Consider the following 17,172-nt stretch of genomic DNA (forward strand, 5'->3'; position numbering starts at 1 on the left):
GGCGCGGGGGACGGGCCCAACCTGGTGTGGAGTACTCTGCGCCCGCGCCGAGCCGCCGAAGTGCGGTGGTGTGCACTCGTTCGCGCTATTGCATGCACAGCGGTCCCATGGCGAGTGGACCGCCGGCTCCCGCTTCGCGGGCGAACACCAGACGTTACGCGATGAAATATTGAGGTATTCCGCGGTGAATCCGCGCAAGCTATCGTGACCGAGAGCCTCTACCAGGTGGAGCACACCATGCGAACGATCGTGACCACCGACTCCGTCGCCCGGGCAGACCGCTTCGATCACTGGGCCCACGAGATCTCCAGGATGTTCACCGGTCTCGACACCCGGCCGGTCACCCGGGCCCCCTTCCATGGACAGGCTGCCAGCGACCAGTTCGGGCTGCTGCACCTGAGCTCCATCAGCGCGGGACCGCTGCAGGTCCGTCGCACCGCACGGCTGGTCGCCCAGCACGAGGAGGACTTCTACAAGGTCGCCCTCCAGGTCAAGGGGACCTGCGTGATCGAGCAGGACGGCGTGTGCAGCACGCTGGATTCCGGGGACATCGCGATATGCGACACCTCGCGGCCGTACTCGTTCACCTACGACGCCGACTTCCGCACGGTGCTGATGCTGGTCCCGCGACCGATGCTGCCCGTGCGCCCCGATGCCGTCCGCAGCCTCACCGCCCGCCGGATGACCGCCGACAGCGGCCTCGGAGCGGTCGTGGGGCCGTTCCTGCGGTCGCTCGGTGAGCAGAGCCGGGACTGCAAGGGCCCGGCGGCCGGCAGTCTCATGGACGGCGCGGTGTCCCTGGTCACGGCCCTGGTCATGGAGAAACTGGCCCGCTCGGCGCCGATCGCTCCGCAGGACGCGATGATGCTCTGCATCCGCACCCACATCGAGAACCGGCTGTCCGATCCCGACCTCACGCCGGACTCGATCGCCGAGGCCCACGGCATTTCGCGCCGCTACCTGTTCAAGCTGTTCGCCGCCCAGGACCTGACCGTGGCCGGCTGGATCCGCACCCGGCGCCTGGAGCGCTGCGCCCGCGACCTGGCGAATCCGTCCCGGGCGGACCAGTCGATCAGCATGGTCGCAGCCCGCTGGGGGCTGCTCGACTGCCGCCACTTCAGCCGCGTGTTCAAGGCGGAGCACGGCGAGACGCCCCGCGACTTCCGCCGACGGGCACTGGATGGCGCAACCCGTTCCTGACGTTCGTAAGCCGCAGGGCGTCTCAGATGCTGATGTGATAGCGCAGGACGTCTCGTACCAGTGTTCCCAGGCTCTCGGAGTCGGTTTTGGCCTTGATCCGGGCCCGATGCACGTCGACGGTCTTGACGCTCGCGCCCAGACGGCGTGCGATCACCTGGCTCGGCAGGCCGTCGATCACCAGCCGAAGCACCTGCCGCTCGCGCGGCGTGAGCGTCTCCACACGTTTCTGGACGCGTCTGCGGCTGCCGTGCGTGGCGAAGGCACGTTCGGCCTCCCGCAGTTGCGCCTGCACGACCTCCAGGATCCGCTGCGGCTCGTAGGGCTTCTCCAGGAAGTCCACTGCCCCGGCGCGCAGGGCCCGCACCGACATGGGGATGTCCCCGTGAGCCGAGCAGAAGACGACAGGGGCCGGGTAGCCGCGCCGGGCCAGCTCCTCCTGGAGCTGGAAGCCGCTGAGCCCCGGCATACGGACGTCGACGATGACGACGGCCGGTTCGTCCGGGTCGACCTCCGCCAGGAAGTCCGTGGCGGTGGGGTAGGTGAGCGCCGTGATCTCGACGCTCTGCAGGAGGAAGGCCAAGGAGTGCCGTACGTCCTCGTCGTCATCGACGATGTGGACCAGGGGCAGGGTGCCGGATCTCATCGCCACGGCCGCATCAGGACCGACGTCGACGGGTAGCTCTCGGCAAAGTCCTTCGGCAGCGGAGTGATGAAGACGTTCTCCGTACGGGTCCGGGTGATCTTCCATACGCCGTCGATCTTGCGGAAAGCGTTGTTGAGGCGGCTCGACCGCAGGAGGGACGTGCCGTCCGAGAAGAGCCACGGCTGCATGTGGATCCATTGGCCAGTGGCCTCGTCGCCGTCCACGTGGATCTGCTCCGAGGTGAGGTAGTGCGCGTTCAGGAGCAGGGCGGGATCCTGCTTCTCCCCCCAGAACCCTTCGAAGTGGCGCCGGATCGCGTCGGCGCCCTCGGCGCGGCCGAACTGGTCGTCGTAATACTCGCCGACGCCCTCCCATACCGCGTCCTCGCTGTACAGCTCCATGATCAGGTCGATGCGGTGCGCGTCGTCCCGTACGCCGAACTCCGGGCACGGGGTGTCGCACAGGAACATGTAGCGCGCCTGGAGCCGGCGGATCCCGGCCTCGGCTTCCAGTACCTCGATGCGCTTGATGAGCGTGGCAATCGTGGACTCGTCGGTCATCGGATTCCCTGCCTTTCCTGTCGGGTCGGTCGGTCACGGGCCTGCTGCTCCCGGCTCACAGCGGGTTCGCCTTCTTCGGAAGGGGCGGTCGGGGTACGGCTCCTTCCCAGGCCGCCCGCAGGAGCGCGGTGAGGTTGGCGCGCGGGAGAGCCTTGGCGTCGACGTCGGTCGTCTTGGTCGTTCCTCGGGTGAGTCCCCCCAGACGTCGGTGGCCTCGGAGCCCGCGTAAGTCGTGGGTACGGCGATGAGTGGCAGGCCGACGGTGACCGCGACAGCCTTCGCCAGCCCGGTGGCGGAGCCGCCGCCGACGGACACCAGGGCGGCGCGGGACTTCTCCGCGGCATCGCGGGCCCGTTCGGCCACCTCGACGGGGACGTGCGCCACGATCTCGTCGTGGACGTGCGCCACCCTGAGCGCGTCGGTGAAGGCGTCGGCGAGCGATGCCGATGACGGAGCGGTGATGACCATGACGCGTTCGGCGCCGAGACGGGTCACCTCGTCGCCGAACGCCCCGGCCGCCTCGTTCGGGGCGAAGACGACCCGCTGCGGCAGGGTCTCGTGGGCGAATCTCATCCGGCCGGACCTTCCTGGGCTTTCCGCACATACCGTGTACTCAGGGCGAAGGCAAGCGCCTTGAGGTCCGCCTGTTCACGACTCGTCCCAGGCCGCGTCGGCCTCCCAGTAGTCCATTCCGGCGGCGCTGACGCTGTGGCGCCACTCGGAGGTGCGCCGGAGCTGGGGCTCGACCCTGTCGGTGACCTCGTCGGCCGCATCGGGGCCGTCAGCGGGGACCTGCCAGTGGACCCAGTTCAGTTCGCGCCCGTCGGCGTCGTGCGTGAACAGGTCGACGTGCCGCCACCCGTATCCGAAGGTGTCGTTGTAACAGATCAGGGTCATCCGGTAGCCGTCGTCCGGCGTGCACTGCCGGGCCATCACGCGCTCAGCGGCGCGTTGATCGGGTGGAATCGGCGCTGGAAGTAGACCAGACCGCCGCTGTACTCGCCCACGATCACGCGGTCCACCTCGACGAACAGCACCGAGTGGGAGCCTCGCGTCGCGCTGCCGGTGATACGGCCGACGATCGACGCGGCCGAGCCCTTGAGAACCGGTACGGCGGCCACCGAGTGGTCCCACATGTCACCGGAGACGGAGAATCGCTCCTTGGCCGGCACTCCCCCGGCGAAGGCCAGGGCCACATCCTGGTGTTCGGGGCCGAGCACGTTGATGCAGACCCGCTCGTTGCTCTGCAGGATGTCGTGGCTGCGGCTGGACCGGTTGACGCACACGAGCATGGTCGGCGGTGCGTCGGTGACGGAGCACACCGCGCTCACCGTGATGCCCGCGCGGCCACGGGGACCATCCGTCGTGACGATGTTGACGCCCGCGGAGAGGTTCGCCATCGCGGCGCGGAACTCTCGCTGTGCCGGGGTCAGCTGCGTGATGTTCGTAGCCACTGTTCCTCCTGCCAGGACCTCGGGCTCCGGTGTGAACCCCGGGCACAACCGAAGGTAGGACCGCGCCCACCGGCAGGGGTATCGAGACTTCCTCCGTCGCCCCTGAGGATTTCCCCTACGGCCGCGGGCATGACCAGGCCCGCGGCCGGGGCCGGGTCGGCGACTGAAGAAATCCCCTATGCCCGCCGAGGCCATTCCCAATTGGCCGGCCCCTGTCTGCTGCCTAGCGTCGAGGGCGCCGACCGACATCACCCCGGGCTTCCGCCGGGCCGACCTCCGAACCGACCCTGGAGGCACCGTCCATGACCGCTGAGTTCATCGCGGAGAACATCTACGACATCGCGCCATCCGATCTGGTGCTCGCCGACCGCGTGGCCGGTCGCATGTACACCGATCCGGAGATCTTCGAGGCCGAGATGACGAAGATCTTCGAGCGCACCTGGGTGTGGGTCGCGCACGAGAGCGAACTGCCGAAGGCCGGCAGCTTCAAGTCGACGTTCGTCGGCCGCCAGCCGGTCATCGTCACCAAGGACCGCAAGGGCACCGTCAACACCCTCCTCAATCGCTGTCGCCACCGCGGCGCAAGCCTCTGCGAGCAGAGGACGGGCCAGGCCAACGGCTTCACCTGCCCGTACCACGCCTGGTCCTACGGCCTCGACGGCGCACTGCGCGGCATCCCCTATCCGGACGGCTACGAGGGCGTCATGGAGAAAGGGGACATGGGGCTGAAGAAGCTCCGCACCGAGTCCTACGGCGGCATGGTCTTCGCGACCTTCGACAACGACGTCGCACCGCTGGAGGACTTCCTCGGTGACGTGAAGCTGTGGATCGACCGCTTCATGAAGCAGGGCGGCGGCTACCCGGTCAAGGTCCTCGGCACGCACCGGTTCAGGTTCCGGGGCAACTGGAAGATCCAGCTGGAGAACACCACCGACGGCTACCACTTCCCGATCGTCCACCGGTCCTGGATGGCCTCGGTCGACGCCGAGACCGCGGACATGATGTCCTTCATGACCGACCCGACGGCGGTGACCCACGACCTCGGCAACGGCCACAGCGTCATGCAGATGGTCCCCGAGCACTCCGACCTCGACGCCGACAACGGCAGCGAGCCGTTGCAGCCCCGATTCGCCTCCGTCGTCACAGAGTTGAAGTCCGCCGGCCTCGGTGACGCGGAGATCCGCAAACTGGTCCGCGCGATGCACGGAACCGGCTTCAACCTCAACCTGTTCCCGAACGTATCGATGTCGATCTCGTTCCTCCGGGTGCTGCGCCCGGTCTCGGTCGACGAGACCCTGATCGAGCACGTGGCCCTCGGCCCCGATGGACCGGCCGAGATCGTGGACCCGGTCAACCGGGAGCGGCTGCGCATCCACGAGCACTTCCAGGGCCCCTTCGGGTTCGGCACCCCCGACGACGCCGAGGGCTGGGACCGGGTCCAGCGCGGCGCCCAGGGCGCACCGGAGATGCCGATCATGGTCAACCGCGGCCTGGCCCGCGAGACTCCGAGCCCGGAGGGCTGGGCGACCTCCCACGTCACCGACGAAACCGGAATGCGCGCGGCGTACGACAAGTGGAAGCAGATGATGAGCGATGACTGAGACCCTCCAGCCCCCCGCCAAGCCCGCGAACCCGCTGTTGGCCGACCCCCGTGTGACCCGGGCGATCGAGCTGGTCTGGCACGAGGCCGACCTGCTCGACCGCAAGGAGTACGAGACGTGGCAGGAGCTCTACGCCGACGACGGTCGCTACGTCATACCGATCGACCCGGAGACCGAGGACTTCGAGAACACCCTCAACATGGTCTACGACGACGCCCGGATGCGGCGGATGCGCGTGACCCGGATGACCGAGGGCTACGCCATCGCCGCGGTCGACGCCGCCAGGACCGTGCGCACCGTCTCGCGGTTCGTACCGGCCAAGGTCTGCGAGGACGAGGTGACTGTGCGGTCCGCCCAAATCGTCGTCGCCTACAAGCGCGGCAACCACGACGTGTGGGCCGCCGAGGTCACCCACCGGATCCGGCTCTCGGACCACGGCGACAGGATCGCCCTCAAGGTCGTACGGCTCATCGACAGCGAAGACGCCGTACCCGCAGCGGGATTCCTGCTGTGAGCCTCGTCGTCCGGGTCGCCGAGGTCGCCGAGGAGACGCCGGAGATCCGTGCCCTGCGGCTGGTCCGGGAGGACGGTGCGCCGTTCACCCCGTACCAGGCCGGAGCCCACATCGACGTGACGGGACCGACCGGCGTGCGGCGGCAATACTCGCTGTGCGGCCCGCCGGAGGACCTGTCGTCCGTGCTCATCGCGGTGAAGCGGGAGCCTCGGTCGCGAGGCGGCTCGGTCGCGCTGCACGAGGTAAGCCCGGGAGACCGCCTCGAGATCGGCCGGCCCCGCAACCTGCTGTGGCTGGCCGAGAACGCGGACCGGCACGTCCTCATGGCCGGCGGCATCGGCATCACCCCGCTGCTGAACATGGCCTACCGGCTGCGCACCCGGGGCGCGGACTTCGAGCTGCACTACTTCGCCCGCTCGCGGGAGGAGGCGGCGTTCGTCGACCTGCTGGAGAGGCGGGCCGAATTCCGCGACGCCGTCCGGCTCCACTTCGGTGTACCGCGCGGAGACCAGCCCGTCCTGCTCTCCGAGGTGGCGGCCGGGCTGACCCCAGCCGGCCACATCTACACCTGTGGCCCTCAGGGCTTCATGGAGCAGGTCACCTCGGTCTTCGCACCAGTGGTCGGCGAGGACCACGTTCACATGGAGCGCTTCGTCGCCGCCGAGGTCGACACCAGCGGCAACCAGGCGTTCACCGTCGAACTCGACACCGGTGAGGTCTTCGAGATCCCGGCCGACAAGTCGATCCTCGCGGTCCTGGAGGCGAACGGGATCGACGTCTTCAAGTCCTGCGAGGAGGGCATCTGCGGCTCGTGCGTCTCCGGGGTCCTCGACGGCACTCCGGACCACCGTGACAACTGCCTCTCCGCCGCCGACAAGGCGTCCGGCGCCCAGATCGCCCTGTGCGTGTCACGGGCACGGTCCGACAAACTGGTCATCGAGCTCTACTGACGTCCCGTCACCCGGATGGACCCTGCCGGCGCACTCCTTGCAGTCTGCTGCTCTCGTCACTGTCTGGCACATCTCAACGCTGCCCCGGGACGGCGCGTGCAGAGATTGGCCGACGTCAGGCTTTCTGCTCATGGTGGCTTCCGGTTCGCCGCTTGCCGTTCGCCGTCTGTGACGGCAGAGGTGCCGTTCGATCCCCGCGCTCCGACACCACTTCGCCGGCCAGCGAGGCACGCGAGATTACTCCAATGGCTCCGGCAGCCGGCTGCATCTGTTGCGTCCCGGCACCGGCGCTCCCGATCGGCCGGACGTGAACGCCGACGCCCCATTCCCCTCCCCCGCTCCCCTGTCGCCGGATGCCGTCCCGACCACGCCGGGCGTGTTGGTGAGCGCCGTCGGTGCCGAGGGCGTGGACCTGAGCTCGGTCGACGCGAGCGGATTCACCTCCAACCTGCTCGGGCAGCGCCGCGACCGGGGCGGGCCCTCCACCGTCAACGAGCTGTCGATCGCCGTTCTCGGCCATCGTGGGGGACACCGCGAAGCTGCGGCCCTTCCCGGCGGAGTAGGGCGGGTGCCGTTTCGGCGGCGCCGCCGGGGAACTCCAGCGGGACCTACAGCGCGAGCCGGCCTACGACGGGCTGCGGGCATCCGAGGCCAATCGACTCGATGCCGCACGCCGGTCTCGGGCCCCGGACATCTGGACCGCGCTGATGGATCAGCACGACACGTCACTGTCCTACGGCACACTCAACCTCTATATCTCCAAGCGACGCCGCACCATGACCAGCACCCGTTCCGGGCGTGGGAAGCTGGTCGACACCTTGAGGACGCACTCGTCGCCCATGGGGTACGCCAGGGATGAGGCGGCGTCGGTGGAATCGGAAGTAGCCACCGCTGCCGGCGGAGGCGATGGTCGGTGGACGATCGTCCACCGACCGTAGGGTGCCAGCTCCTACCCGGTGATCGCGCGGGATCCGGCAAGGATCCGGCTGCGGTACACATAACCGTCGGGCGCCCATCCCGTTCATCGGCGACGCCGGGCGTGCGGGCTCAAGGCCCCAGGTGGCAGCACGCCCTGCGGCGGCCGCTCGATTGGGGACGTCGAGCTTGGTGAGGATGTGTTCGATGTGGGCCGCGACGGTCCGCACGCTCACGTGCAGATTTTCGGCGATCTCCCGATTGGTGGCACCGACGGTGACCTCGGCCAGTACCTGCAGCTCACGCAGGGAGAGCCGCCCCGGATGGTGCACCGGGCGGCACGCGACAACGGTATCGACGCCCCGACGGCTCAGTCGTAGTTCGAGCAGTCGACCGCCGTATGCCATCAGGATCGTGGTGGGCAGGGCTCGTGATGCGGCTGCGTTCCGTACAGCAGCCGCCAACGGCCCTCTTGCGTCCGCGAACTCCGCGGGTACGTCCCCGCTGACAGGTATCGGGGCGGCCCATGAGGAAGCGGGAAAGACAACGACGCATGTGTCCGGCGCCGGCCTGTCTTGGGTATCGGTCACGCCCTCGGGCGGCAGAGAGTCCACGGCTGCTGCAAGGCAGTCGTCGAGCAGCGCCAGGACGCGGCGGCCGATCGGCGAAGGAAGGAGTTGTCTCGCCATGCTCATCAGGAGCACACCTACGTAGCGACCGTCCTGGGCGAAGAGGCAGTCCGTCACGCCGTCCTCGAATCCTCCCGGATCGATGAAGTCACGGATCGTAGAGGACAACGGGCGCAGCTCCTGCGGCACATCACCCAGCCACATCCCCCCTCCGGGGCGACGTGTCGGCGCGAACAGCGCATCCTCGTGCAGCCGGGTCTCGATGTGCGGCGTCATGGCGTCCGGATAGTTGGTTGCCAGCATGACGTGGCGACGGCGATGCGGGTCCCACCAGGCCAGGGACGCATGGTCATGGGGGATCGCCTCGGACAGCGCGGCCAGCACGGAACCGGCGCTCCCGGTGCCGTCCACCGCACACTGTGCGGCCTCGCGCACGCGCAGGGCCGCGCCCAGAACCGCCTCCGTGTGCCGGAGCCGTTCATCCATGCGCACAGCATCGACGGCGGCACGGCCCCGGTCAATGCTCAGCAGGTGAGCACATCGTGCACGACGTCGCCGCCGAGCACCGTGAGCACCACGGGCAGGTCCGGGATGTCGTGCGGGTCGGCGGCCAGCAGGTCGCCTCCGAGCACACACAGGTCGGCGACCTTGCCGACTTCCAGGGAGCCCTTCCAGTCGTCGGCGAAGTCCTGCCAGGCGGCGTTGACGGTGTAGGTGCGCACCGCTTCCGCGAGTTGGATGCGCTGGTCGGCTCCGCTGACCCGGCCGCTGGCCTTGGACTCACGCAGCAACATGGTGGCGATGCCCTGGCGCCAGTCGGGGAAGGTGACGGGCGCGTCCGAGCTGCTCGCCACCGTGACCCCCGCATCGATGGCGGCACGGTAGGGCCACTCGTACGCGGCTCGCTCGGGGCCGACGAACTCCTCCTCCAGGTCGGCGACGGTCCACTTGAGCGTGGGGTTCATGTTGACCCCGAAGCCGTGCGCGGCCAGTATCTTCATGCTGCGGGCGGTGAGGAAGTCGCCGTGGATGACGTAGTGCCGGGCGTCGGCACGCGGGTGCTCCGCTGTCGCTGCGGCAAGAGCGTCGACCACGGTGTCGATACCCCTGTCCCCCGTAACGTGCACTCCCACCTGATAGCCGGCGGCATGCGCGTGCCGCACCATCTCCCGAACCTGGACCACACGCTCGTCGTCGGTCTCGCCGCCCACGCAGAGGGAACCGCAGCCGCCGCCGAGGTACGCCTCGTGCATCCACGCCGTCCTGTTCGGCGGGATGCCGTCGGCGAAGATCTTCACCCCGATCACGTTCAGTCGGCGCGGGTCGTTGCTCGGCGGCATATCGATACCGTCCAGGGCTCTCGCGAACTCCTTCGCCGTGCTCGACATGCCGGTCGGCAACAGCAGCACGCTGACCCGTGCGGTCAACTCGCCGTCGGCCAGCAGTTGGCGGTAGGCGTCGACGCTCTCCTGTGCCAGTGCCCCGCCCATGAGGGAGTCACCACCGGGGCCGAGGCCCGGCTCGGTGTAGCTGGTGATGCCGAGAGCGCGCAGCTTGGCCAGCGTCGACCGGATGGCCATGGCCCGGACCTCGCGGGTGAGGGCCGGCAACACTCGCTGCGCACACTCCTGGGCGCCTTCTCGGAGCAGGCCCGTGGGTGTCCCCGTCGCATCGGTGACGATGATCCCTCCGGGCGGGGCAACCGTGTCTCTGTCGACACCCGCGCGGTCGAGGGCGGCCGAGTTGACCCACGAGACATGCGCGGAGAAGTCCACCAGCACCACCGGATGGTGGGGACTGACGGCGTCCAGGTCCTGGCGAGTTGGCAGCCGTGAGGAGTCGGCCACGCACTCCGCGAGATAACCGGAATCCCAGCCGATACCGAAGATCCACTCACCGGGCGGAGTCCGCTCGGCCGCCTCCCTGACCGCCTCGACCACATCGGCGATCGACCGCACCGTCGGGTAACCGAGGTCCAGCGCCAGCGGGGGCGAGGCGACCCCGAACGCACAGCCGTGCAGATGGGAGTCGTTGATGCCGGGCAGCAATGTTCCGCCCTTGAGGTCCACGACCCGGGTGGCGGGGCCGATGAGCGCCGCGACATCGTCACGGTCGCCGACAGCAGTGATGGTGCCGTCGGTGACCGCGAGGGCGGAAGCGACGGTGAAGTGGGAATCGACGGTCAGTACCGAGCCGTTGGCGAAGACCAAATCGGCGAATGCGGGCATGGCCACCTCTCGAGGCGCGCGTGGGCGGTAAATGACACGGAGTCGTGTCACGGTGGAGTGACTGTGCGGCTTCACCGCGTTGAAGCGCATCGGTCATCTGACCCATACCGGGAACGCCGCACGGAAAGAGCGAAGGCGGCATCCGTCCGCCCGGACGCGGCGGCCGTCTTCCACGGGAGGGTCGTGGGCGGCCAGTTGGGGGCTCTCCAGTTCAGCTCCGTGAGTGCGTTGTGGCAAAGGGAGTCCGTGGTCCTCGACTCCGCTCACGTGCGGGCTAAAAAGGGGGCGAACTCACAGGTCCTAGCCCCGTGGACCGGGGTAAGCCGGGTTCCAAGACGCACGTTCTGTCGGACGCGAACGGACTGCCCCTGGTCGTCGGCGTCTCGGCCGCCAACACCCACGACAGCGAAGCGCTGAAGCCCATGCTCGAGGGTCACCAAACGAGACACGACCCCCACAGCGGCCGCCATTTCAAGCCCCAGCGCCTGCACGCCGACAAGGCCTACGACATTCCCCACCTGCGGAAATGGGTGCGAGGCAAGCGCATCGGCGTGCGCATCGCCCGCAAAGGCATCGAGTCCAGCGAACGGTTGGGCCGCCGCAGATGGGTGATCGAGCGGACGATCTCGTGGCTGTCCGGCTACCGCCGGCTCAGCCCCCGCTACGAACGCCACTCCCGCAACTACCTGGCCCTTCTCGGCCTTGCCGCAGCCCTGTGCTGCTACAAGCGACTGGTCCGCCTCACCACATAGGACACCGTCTTACTCGCTGCCGCGTCGAGGAGAGGCCCGAGTTCGCGGGCGGTTCCCGTTCCTCGGGCACGCCCATTGCCGTCAGGGCCCGGGCCACAGGGCCGGTCCACGTGGCGAACGCGGCGGCGACGGCCTCCCGCGTGGACACGGTGGACTCTCTGTGGCTGTCGGAGATGACCAGTTGGACACTCCGTGCACGTATGCCTCCATCACCACGGCGAACAGGGCTCGGTCGATGCGCCGTCGGCGTTCGAGCAGTGAGGGGAAGAATGACCCGGTCCGCACTTTGGGGATCTTCAGGTCCAGGTCGCCGGCCTGGGTGGTAAGCAGCCGGTCGCGGTGCCCGTTGCGCCAGGTGGTGCGCTTCTCGAAATGCTCGCCCGGGGTGGAGGCGGCTGAAGCGTGAGGTGCGGGTGCTGGCGAATGGTGTCCCGGTCAGCCAGGCGTCGGTTCGGATGATGTTGAGGGCGGCGGCGGTGAGGACGTGTTGAAGGCGTGTCTTGCCCAGGCCGATGTAGCGGCTTCTGCGCAGGCCGCAGCGGCGTAACCCTTGGGAGATGGTGCCCTCGACGCCGGCGCGGGTGGCGTAGTGCCGCTGCCACTGGTCGGTTTCCTGGAGCTGCCGCCGGGCGCGGATCGCGCCGTGTTCCTCGCGTGGGGCCAGGGCGAGTTTGCGTGGCTCGGTCTTCGAACGGGTGCATTTCCAGCGCACTGGGCTGGCGGCGCAGTCGTGGCGGTCGAAGAACACGTTGGACTGCCAGTAGCCGGGCCGCTGCTGCCGGTGGGGTTTCCAGCGGACGCTGTGGGGTCCTTGGGGGCAGATGGCGGTGTGGGTGTCCCAGTCGATGAGGAAGCCGTCAATGGCGAAGCCTTCGCCGGCCTTGCCCTGCCAGGTGATGTCCTCACGGATCGGGCCGGTGAGTTCGACGCTGTGGCTGCTGGCGCTGGTGGCCAGCAGTTTGGCGTTGACGTAGCCGCGGTCGACGAAGGCTCACCGGCCAGCAGCCCGGCCTGGCCGAGGGCAACGTGGATGGTCTCGGTCATCTCGACATCGGTGACGGTGGCCTCGGTCGTGGCAACGTGCGTGATCAGGTGTGGGTGGTGCGCGTCGCAGGTCTCGGTCAGGTGGACCTTGTAGCCGCTCCACTCGGTGGCGTTCTTGACGCAGTAGCGGGCCTCGCCGTCATAGGGAGACTCGATGCGGTCGCGGGAAGGCGGCATGTCCTTCGGCTCCCGCATCCGCACCCGGTCCTCAGCGATAAAGAACTCCTGGATCCAGCACAAGCGCAGGGCCTCGACTGCCGGAATCTGCCGCAGCCAGGACGGGGCGCCGGGATCGCGCACCGCGGTCAGCAGCCGTATGCCGTCCTGGCCGGTCTGCTCCATGTACTGCGTGCGTGGGCCCTCACCTCGCGGCAGCCGGTAGTCCTCGATGCACCGCTGGTAGCGGTCGAACCAGTCGGCCGGCACCTCCTGCAGCAGCCAGTCGCGCGCCGCGGCGGCCAACGCGTTCAGCGCGGCGCGCAGGTGTTCCGCGGTGTTCTCCAGCCGGTTCAGCCGGCGCACCGCGGCCAGGACATGCGTGGAATCGGTGCGTTGTCCGCCGGGCCGCACCAGCAGGCCGGCCTGCCGCAGCCGGTCCAGGATCAGGTCCAGCACACACCGCGGCGCCCGGTCGGCCACCGGACGGTCCCGGAACTCGCTCAGCACAGAATGATCGACCCCTGGATCGGATAACTCCAGCCCCAGGAGAAACTTCCAGTCGATGCGCCCACGCACGGCAGCGGCCGCCTGGCGGCCCGACAGGCCCTCCACGAACTGCAGCACCGACACGAGCGCCAACTGGCGGGGTGACCAGGCGGGTTGACCACGCTGCGGGAACAGCTCCACGAAGTCCTTGTCGGCAAACAGCGGCCCGACTACTTCCCGGATCCGCATACACAAACAGCCCTTCGGGAACGCCAGCCGGGCCACCTCGGCGGTCTGTGCCGGAACCTCATCCGGCAGGCGTGGACACAGCGACACCTCGATCACCTCACGCTCGCGCCCCCACGCCATTCCGGCCATCATCCCGCCACCGCAAGGTCATTTGGCGACCACCACCGAATTCGCCAACGGTGTCCTCGGCGGGACACCATCTCGCACCGAACTGGCCGCCGACTCGCCGCAGGCCGCCTGCCTATGCCACCCGTCCAGCCGCCAGGTGATCTTCCATGCGGATCTCGAATGCCGAGGGGCACACAACTGGTCGTTGGAACAGCTGAATGGAGACGCTGCGCTACCCAAAGGGGTTGCTGCTGCTCAGCCGTGGCGGCGCGTGTCTCGTGACGGCGAGGTGATGGCACCCGCCCTCGTACGCCATGATCCGCCAGCTTCTACGCCGCAGGGCGACGACGTCACCGTGGAGTCAACGCACTCCCCCACCGGAGGTGAGCATCATGGCTCCTCGTGCTTCTGAGCGCGGTCGTCTCTACCGGCGCTGCGGTGCCGTCGGCCCGATGGCCAGCAGTTCGGCGCGGCCTGTCCGAAGCTCAACGGCCGTCCTTGGCACGGCGCGTGGGCCTTCGCCGTCGATCTGCCGTCGGCTGACGGGAGACGCAAGCCGCATTGCCGCAGCGGCTTTCCCACTCGCAGAGCCGCCCACGTGGCAGTGGAGCGCGCCCTGGCGTGCGAGCGCTCCGGACTGTGAGGCAGTCAGACGAGCGTCGCCATCCTCGCGAGGCCGGCAGCTGTGCGCAGATGCACCCCCACCCCGGCCACCGTTCGGTGGACGGCACCGCCAGGGCGCATCCGAGGGGGGCGGCGTGCCGCGATCCTGACCCGGTGTACGCGGTTCGCGCCGGGGTAGAAGCGAGGAGAAAAGCCGCTCAAGGAGTACAACGAAAGAGCTCTACATGGTCATTCCGCTTAGGAATCAGGCGGCAGGCGAGCGAGGCACGGATGAGCACGCCACGCTGCGCTCCGACGTGGCCTGACGCCCGCCGCGTTGTGCGCGCCTTTCTCGCCCGCGTCCCGCTGAGCGGCCCGCCCGCCCGTGCCAGCGTTGCTGGCCCTGGGCGCGGAACTCGTCGTCAGCAAGCTCGTCACGAACGCGATACGGCATGCGCCCGGCCCGTGCGGGCTGATCTTACAGTTGTGTGACCGCGAACTGGCGATCACTGTGTGGGACACCTCCACCGCCGAACCTACGGTGAACCAAGGCGACCGGCACCGCGTCGGCGGTCACGGACTGCACCTGGTGCACGCGGTCAGCGAAAAGTCGTCCTCGCATCCCGCGCCCCGGGAAAGCAGATCACCGCCCCTTCTGCGTCTCACCGTGAGCGTGGAGCGAGACGCTGCCCCGTTCCCACAGGGCCCAGGAGGCAGGCCCTCATCCCATCGACGTGTAACGCAGCACAGAACAGGAGGAGCAGATGCCCAGAACCTTAGCCGCCGTTGTAGAGGCACCTGGTGCCGCTTTCGCTCTCCAGGAGATCCAACTCGACGAACCGCACCCGAACGAGGTGCTGGTTCGCATGGTCGCAGCCGGGCTGTGCCACACGGACCTCACTGTTCAGGCCGGCCACCTCCCGTTCGCCCTTCCCGGTGTGCTCGGTCACGAGGGTGCCGGAGTGGTCGAACGCGTCGGCAGCGATGTGACCCGAGTCAGGCCGGGCGATCATGTCGTCCTGTCCTTCACCTCCTGCGGGCGGTGCTCCCACTGCCGCGCCGGCCACCCCGCCTACTGCGCGACCTGGATCCCTGCCAACATCTTCAACGACGGAGTCCGCACAGACGGAACCCATCCGCTGAGTCGCGCCGGGCAGCCGATCGGCGGGCGATTCTTCGGCCAGTCCTCCTTCTCCGCCCATGCCCTGGCCGACGAACGAAGTGTCGTGCGTGTTGACGACGACATGCCGTTGGAGCTCCTCGCCCCCTTGGGCTGCGGTATCCAGACGGGTGCCGGGACCGTACTGAACGTCCTCAAGCCGTCTCCCGGCAGCTCGCTGGCCATCCTTGGAGTGGGCGCGGTGGGCCTCGCGGCACTGATGGCGGCAGCCCTCAGTCCCCTGGGTACCGTCGTCGCCGTGGACAGGGTCGAATCCCGCCTGGCCCTGGCCAAGGAACTCGGGGCGACGCACACGGTGAACGGGGCCACCGACGACGTGTCCGCGGTGCTGCCGGAAATCACCGGCGAAGCGGGCCTGGACTACGCGATCGACACCACGGCGAACATGACCGTCCTGCGCTCCGCGATCGACGCCCTCGGAACCCTCGGTACATGTGCGGTAGTCGGCGCGGCTCCCATGGGGACCGAGCTGCGCGTGGACGTGACCGACATCCTCGCCGGCAAGAAGATCGTCGGAGTAACGGAGGGCGACGCCGATCCGGAGACTCTCATCCCGCTGCTCACCGGCCTGTACCGGCAGGGCCGCTTGCCCCTGGACAAGCTGGTACGCCAGTACTCCATCGCTGACATCAACACGGCGGCGGCCGACGTGCACCACGGCGAGACCATCAAGCCAGTTCTGCTCTTCGACCACGCGTGATCGGCCGGGGCGTGCCCCTGCGGCCTGGGTTCCAGGACTCGTTGCAACACCCCAGTCAAGAGGATGCGATGGGCTTCGAGATCCGTAAGGACCGGACGAAGCCTCGGGGCAGGAAGAAGCTCACCCGGGAGCGGGAGGCGTACTCCCGGCTCATGCAGCAGAGTGTGAGCAGCCGGCAAGCGTGCCGAATCGTCGGGATCGACAAGCGGACCGGCCAGAAGTGCCGCAACGGGCGTCACGCATACGGAGACCGGAAGGCGCTGCCACCGATCAACGCGGTGGCAGCGCCTTCCGACCGTCCCGGTAGTTACGCGAGGAAGACCTGACCTTCCCCAGGACTTCGCCGAGCGGAACTCCGGGGCGATCCGGCTGACTCCGGCCGCGGCCCAGCCCGAGCCGCGCAACCTGCGCCGGATCAAGGACGAGGTACGGCGCCGGTGGGGCGTCGTGCAGCTCATCGACATGCTCAAGGAAGCGGTGCTGCGCACCGGGTGCCGCCGGCACGAACACCGGGATCAAGTCAGTCGCCTCCGGCGGCCACGGCCATACCGAGGACGAACTGCGCTACGTCCGCTACCTCTCGGTGGAGTCCGCCCGCGCCATCGCCGTGAACATACGAACGCCACCTTCGCCGCCCGCAGCACCGAGTTGTGGGGCCAGGGCTCGACCGCCGTCACCTCCGACTCCACCCATGTGCGCGCCTACGACCAGAACCTGTTCACCGAGTGGCTCTCGCTCCACGGCGGCCGCGGGGTGCTGATCTACTGGCACGTGGAGAAGAAGTCCCTGGCCATCCACTACCAGCTGATCAACTGCACCGCTTCCGAGGTGGCCGCGATGGTCGAGGGCGCGATGCAGCACGGCACCAGCATGGTGGTCGAGGCCAACTACACCGACAGCCATGGCCAGTCGGAAATCGGGCTCGGCATCACCCGGATGCTGAACTTCGACCTGCTGCCCGAGATCAAGCGGATCAACAAGGTGAAGCTCTGCCGGCCGACGGCCGGCGACCTGGACGCCTACCCGCAGCTCACCCCAGCGCTGCCCCGCCCGGTCCGTTGGGAACTGATCACCTAGTAGGACTCCGTTAGGTCTGTCTCCCGGTCCTGTTTGGGGGCATGTTGGGGATGTGGACGCACATGAAGTGAACCGTGCTCGGGCGAGGTTGGCGTTATTCGTAGCTGACGTGTTCGCGTC

General features: G+C 68.4%; 13 protein-coding genes and 6 pseudogenes. 8 read left to right on the top strand and 11 right to left on the bottom strand.

The features are described from left to right. Nucleotides 1–237 precede the first annotated feature (237 nt). Nucleotides 238–1,200: an AraC-like ligand-binding domain-containing protein gene (locus tag G6048_RS38465; RefSeq protein WP_165344239.1), complete on the top strand. Its 963-nt coding sequence runs from the start codon at nucleotides 238–240 to the stop codon at nucleotides 1,198–1,200. Between the two features lie 22 nt (nucleotides 1,201–1,222). Here the strand turns inward: G6048_RS38465 and G6048_RS38470 are convergent, their stop codons facing one another. The 5 genes from G6048_RS38470 to G6048_RS38490 all read right to left on the bottom strand — a co-directional run bounded on the left by G6048_RS38470 (nucleotide 1,223) and on the right by G6048_RS38490 (nucleotide 3,857). Further along, complete coding sequence (locus G6048_RS38470) at nucleotides 1,223–1,843, bottom strand: response regulator transcription factor (RefSeq protein WP_165344240.1); 621 nt, start codon at nucleotides 1,841–1,843, stop codon at nucleotides 1,223–1,225. Beyond that, on the bottom strand, nucleotides 1,840–2,403 hold the full coding sequence (locus G6048_RS38475) for a nuclear transport factor 2 family protein (protein WP_165344241.1): 564 nt from the start codon (nucleotides 2,401–2,403) through the stop codon (nucleotides 1,840–1,842). The genes G6048_RS38470 and G6048_RS38475 overlap by 4 nt, the downstream gene beginning before the upstream one ends. 33 nt (nucleotides 2,404–2,436) lie before the next feature. After that, the gene (locus G6048_RS38480) at nucleotides 2,437–2,976 is read right to left on the bottom strand and encodes an iron-containing alcohol dehydrogenase (RefSeq protein WP_328828215.1); all 540 of its coding nucleotides are present in this window, start codon (nucleotides 2,974–2,976) and stop codon (nucleotides 2,437–2,439) included. Between the two features lie 75 nt (nucleotides 2,977–3,051). After that, entirely contained in the window at nucleotides 3,052–3,336 is a 285-nt protein-coding gene (locus tag G6048_RS38485) for a hypothetical protein (protein WP_165344242.1), read from the bottom strand. After that, on the bottom strand, nucleotides 3,336–3,857 hold the full coding sequence (locus tag G6048_RS38490) for a flavin reductase (RefSeq protein ID WP_328828218.1): 522 nt from the start codon (nucleotides 3,855–3,857) through the stop codon (nucleotides 3,336–3,338). Before G6048_RS38490 ends, G6048_RS38485 begins: the two co-directional genes overlap by 1 nt. Before the next feature lie 302 nt (nucleotides 3,858–4,159). On the opposite strand from G6048_RS38490, the gene G6048_RS38495 reads away from it, so the two are divergent. Genes G6048_RS38495 through G6048_RS38505 form a run of 3 tightly spaced genes read left to right on the top strand, consistent with a single transcriptional unit; the run spans nucleotide 4,160 to nucleotide 6,922 of the window. Further along, the gene (locus G6048_RS38495; protein ID WP_165344243.1) at nucleotides 4,160–5,458 is read left to right on the top strand and encodes an aromatic ring-hydroxylating oxygenase subunit alpha; all 1,299 of its coding nucleotides are present in this window, start codon (nucleotides 4,160–4,162) and stop codon (nucleotides 5,456–5,458) included. Then, on the top strand, nucleotides 5,451–5,972 hold the full coding sequence (locus tag G6048_RS38500) for an aromatic-ring-hydroxylating dioxygenase subunit beta (RefSeq protein WP_165344244.1): 522 nt from the start codon (nucleotides 5,451–5,453) through the stop codon (nucleotides 5,970–5,972). Before G6048_RS38495 ends, G6048_RS38500 begins: the two co-directional genes overlap by 8 nt. Continuing rightward, entirely contained in the window at nucleotides 5,969–6,922 is a 954-nt protein-coding gene (locus G6048_RS38505) for a PDR/VanB family oxidoreductase (protein ID WP_165344245.1), read from the top strand. Before G6048_RS38500 ends, G6048_RS38505 begins: the two co-directional genes overlap by 4 nt. A 725-nt stretch (nucleotides 6,923–7,647) precedes the next feature. Here G6048_RS38505 and G6048_RS38510 read toward each other — a convergent pair. Next, complete coding sequence (locus G6048_RS38510; protein ID WP_328828222.1) at nucleotides 7,648–8,850, bottom strand: helix-turn-helix domain-containing protein; 1,203 nt, start codon at nucleotides 8,848–8,850, stop codon at nucleotides 7,648–7,650. Nucleotides 8,851–8,990: 140 nt separating this feature from the next. Continuing rightward, a complete protein-coding gene (locus tag G6048_RS38515; RefSeq protein ID WP_165344246.1) occupies nucleotides 8,991–10,694 on the bottom strand; it encodes an amidohydrolase in 1,704 nt (567 codons plus the stop codon). Nucleotides 10,695–10,940: 246 nt separating this feature from the next. On the opposite strand from G6048_RS38515, the pseudogene G6048_RS38520 reads away from it, so the two are divergent. After that, nucleotides 10,941–11,446, top strand: a pseudogene (locus G6048_RS38520) (IS5 family transposase); the annotation flags it as partial. Nucleotides 11,447–11,495: 49 nt separating this feature from the next. Here G6048_RS38520 and G6048_RS50365 read toward each other — a convergent pair. The 4 pseudogenes from G6048_RS50365 to G6048_RS52095 all read right to left on the bottom strand — a co-directional run. Continuing rightward, nucleotides 11,496–11,591, bottom strand: a pseudogene (locus G6048_RS50365) (TetR/AcrR family transcriptional regulator); the annotation flags it as partial. Nucleotides 11,592–11,629: 38 nt separating this feature from the next. Continuing rightward, nucleotides 11,630–11,824 (bottom strand): annotated as a pseudogene (locus G6048_RS38525) (transposase); the annotation flags it as partial. A gap of 133 nt (nucleotides 11,825–11,957) precedes the next feature. Next, nucleotides 11,958–12,404 (bottom strand): annotated as a pseudogene (locus tag G6048_RS52090) (transposase); the annotation flags it as partial. Between the two features lie 785 nt (nucleotides 12,405–13,189). Then, nucleotides 13,190–13,516: pseudogene (locus G6048_RS52095) on the bottom strand (transposase); the annotation flags it as partial. Between the two features lie 1,343 nt (nucleotides 13,517–14,859). Here G6048_RS52095 and G6048_RS38535 point away from each other — a divergent pair. The 3 genes and pseudogenes from G6048_RS38535 (at nucleotide 14,860) to G6048_RS38540 (ending at nucleotide 17,052) form a co-directional block, all read left to right on the top strand. After that, the gene (locus tag G6048_RS38535) at nucleotides 14,860–15,975 is read left to right on the top strand and encodes an NAD(P)-dependent alcohol dehydrogenase (RefSeq protein WP_165344247.1); all 1,116 of its coding nucleotides are present in this window, start codon (nucleotides 14,860–14,862) and stop codon (nucleotides 15,973–15,975) included. Between the two features lie 68 nt (nucleotides 15,976–16,043). Beyond that, nucleotides 16,044–16,295, top strand: a pseudogene (locus tag G6048_RS52255) (IS30 family transposase); the annotation flags it as partial. A 127-nt stretch (nucleotides 16,296–16,422) separates the two neighbouring features. Further along, the gene (locus G6048_RS38540; protein WP_165344248.1) at nucleotides 16,423–17,052 is read left to right on the top strand and encodes a Tn3 family transposase; all 630 of its coding nucleotides are present in this window, start codon (nucleotides 16,423–16,425) and stop codon (nucleotides 17,050–17,052) included. Nucleotides 17,053–17,172: the final 120 nt, after the last annotated feature.

Origin of the sequence: Streptomyces ureilyticus, assembly GCF_011045025.1 — a bacterium.
Taxonomy (GTDB): Bacteria; Actinomycetota; Actinomycetes; order Streptomycetales; family Streptomycetaceae; genus Streptomyces; species Streptomyces ureilyticus.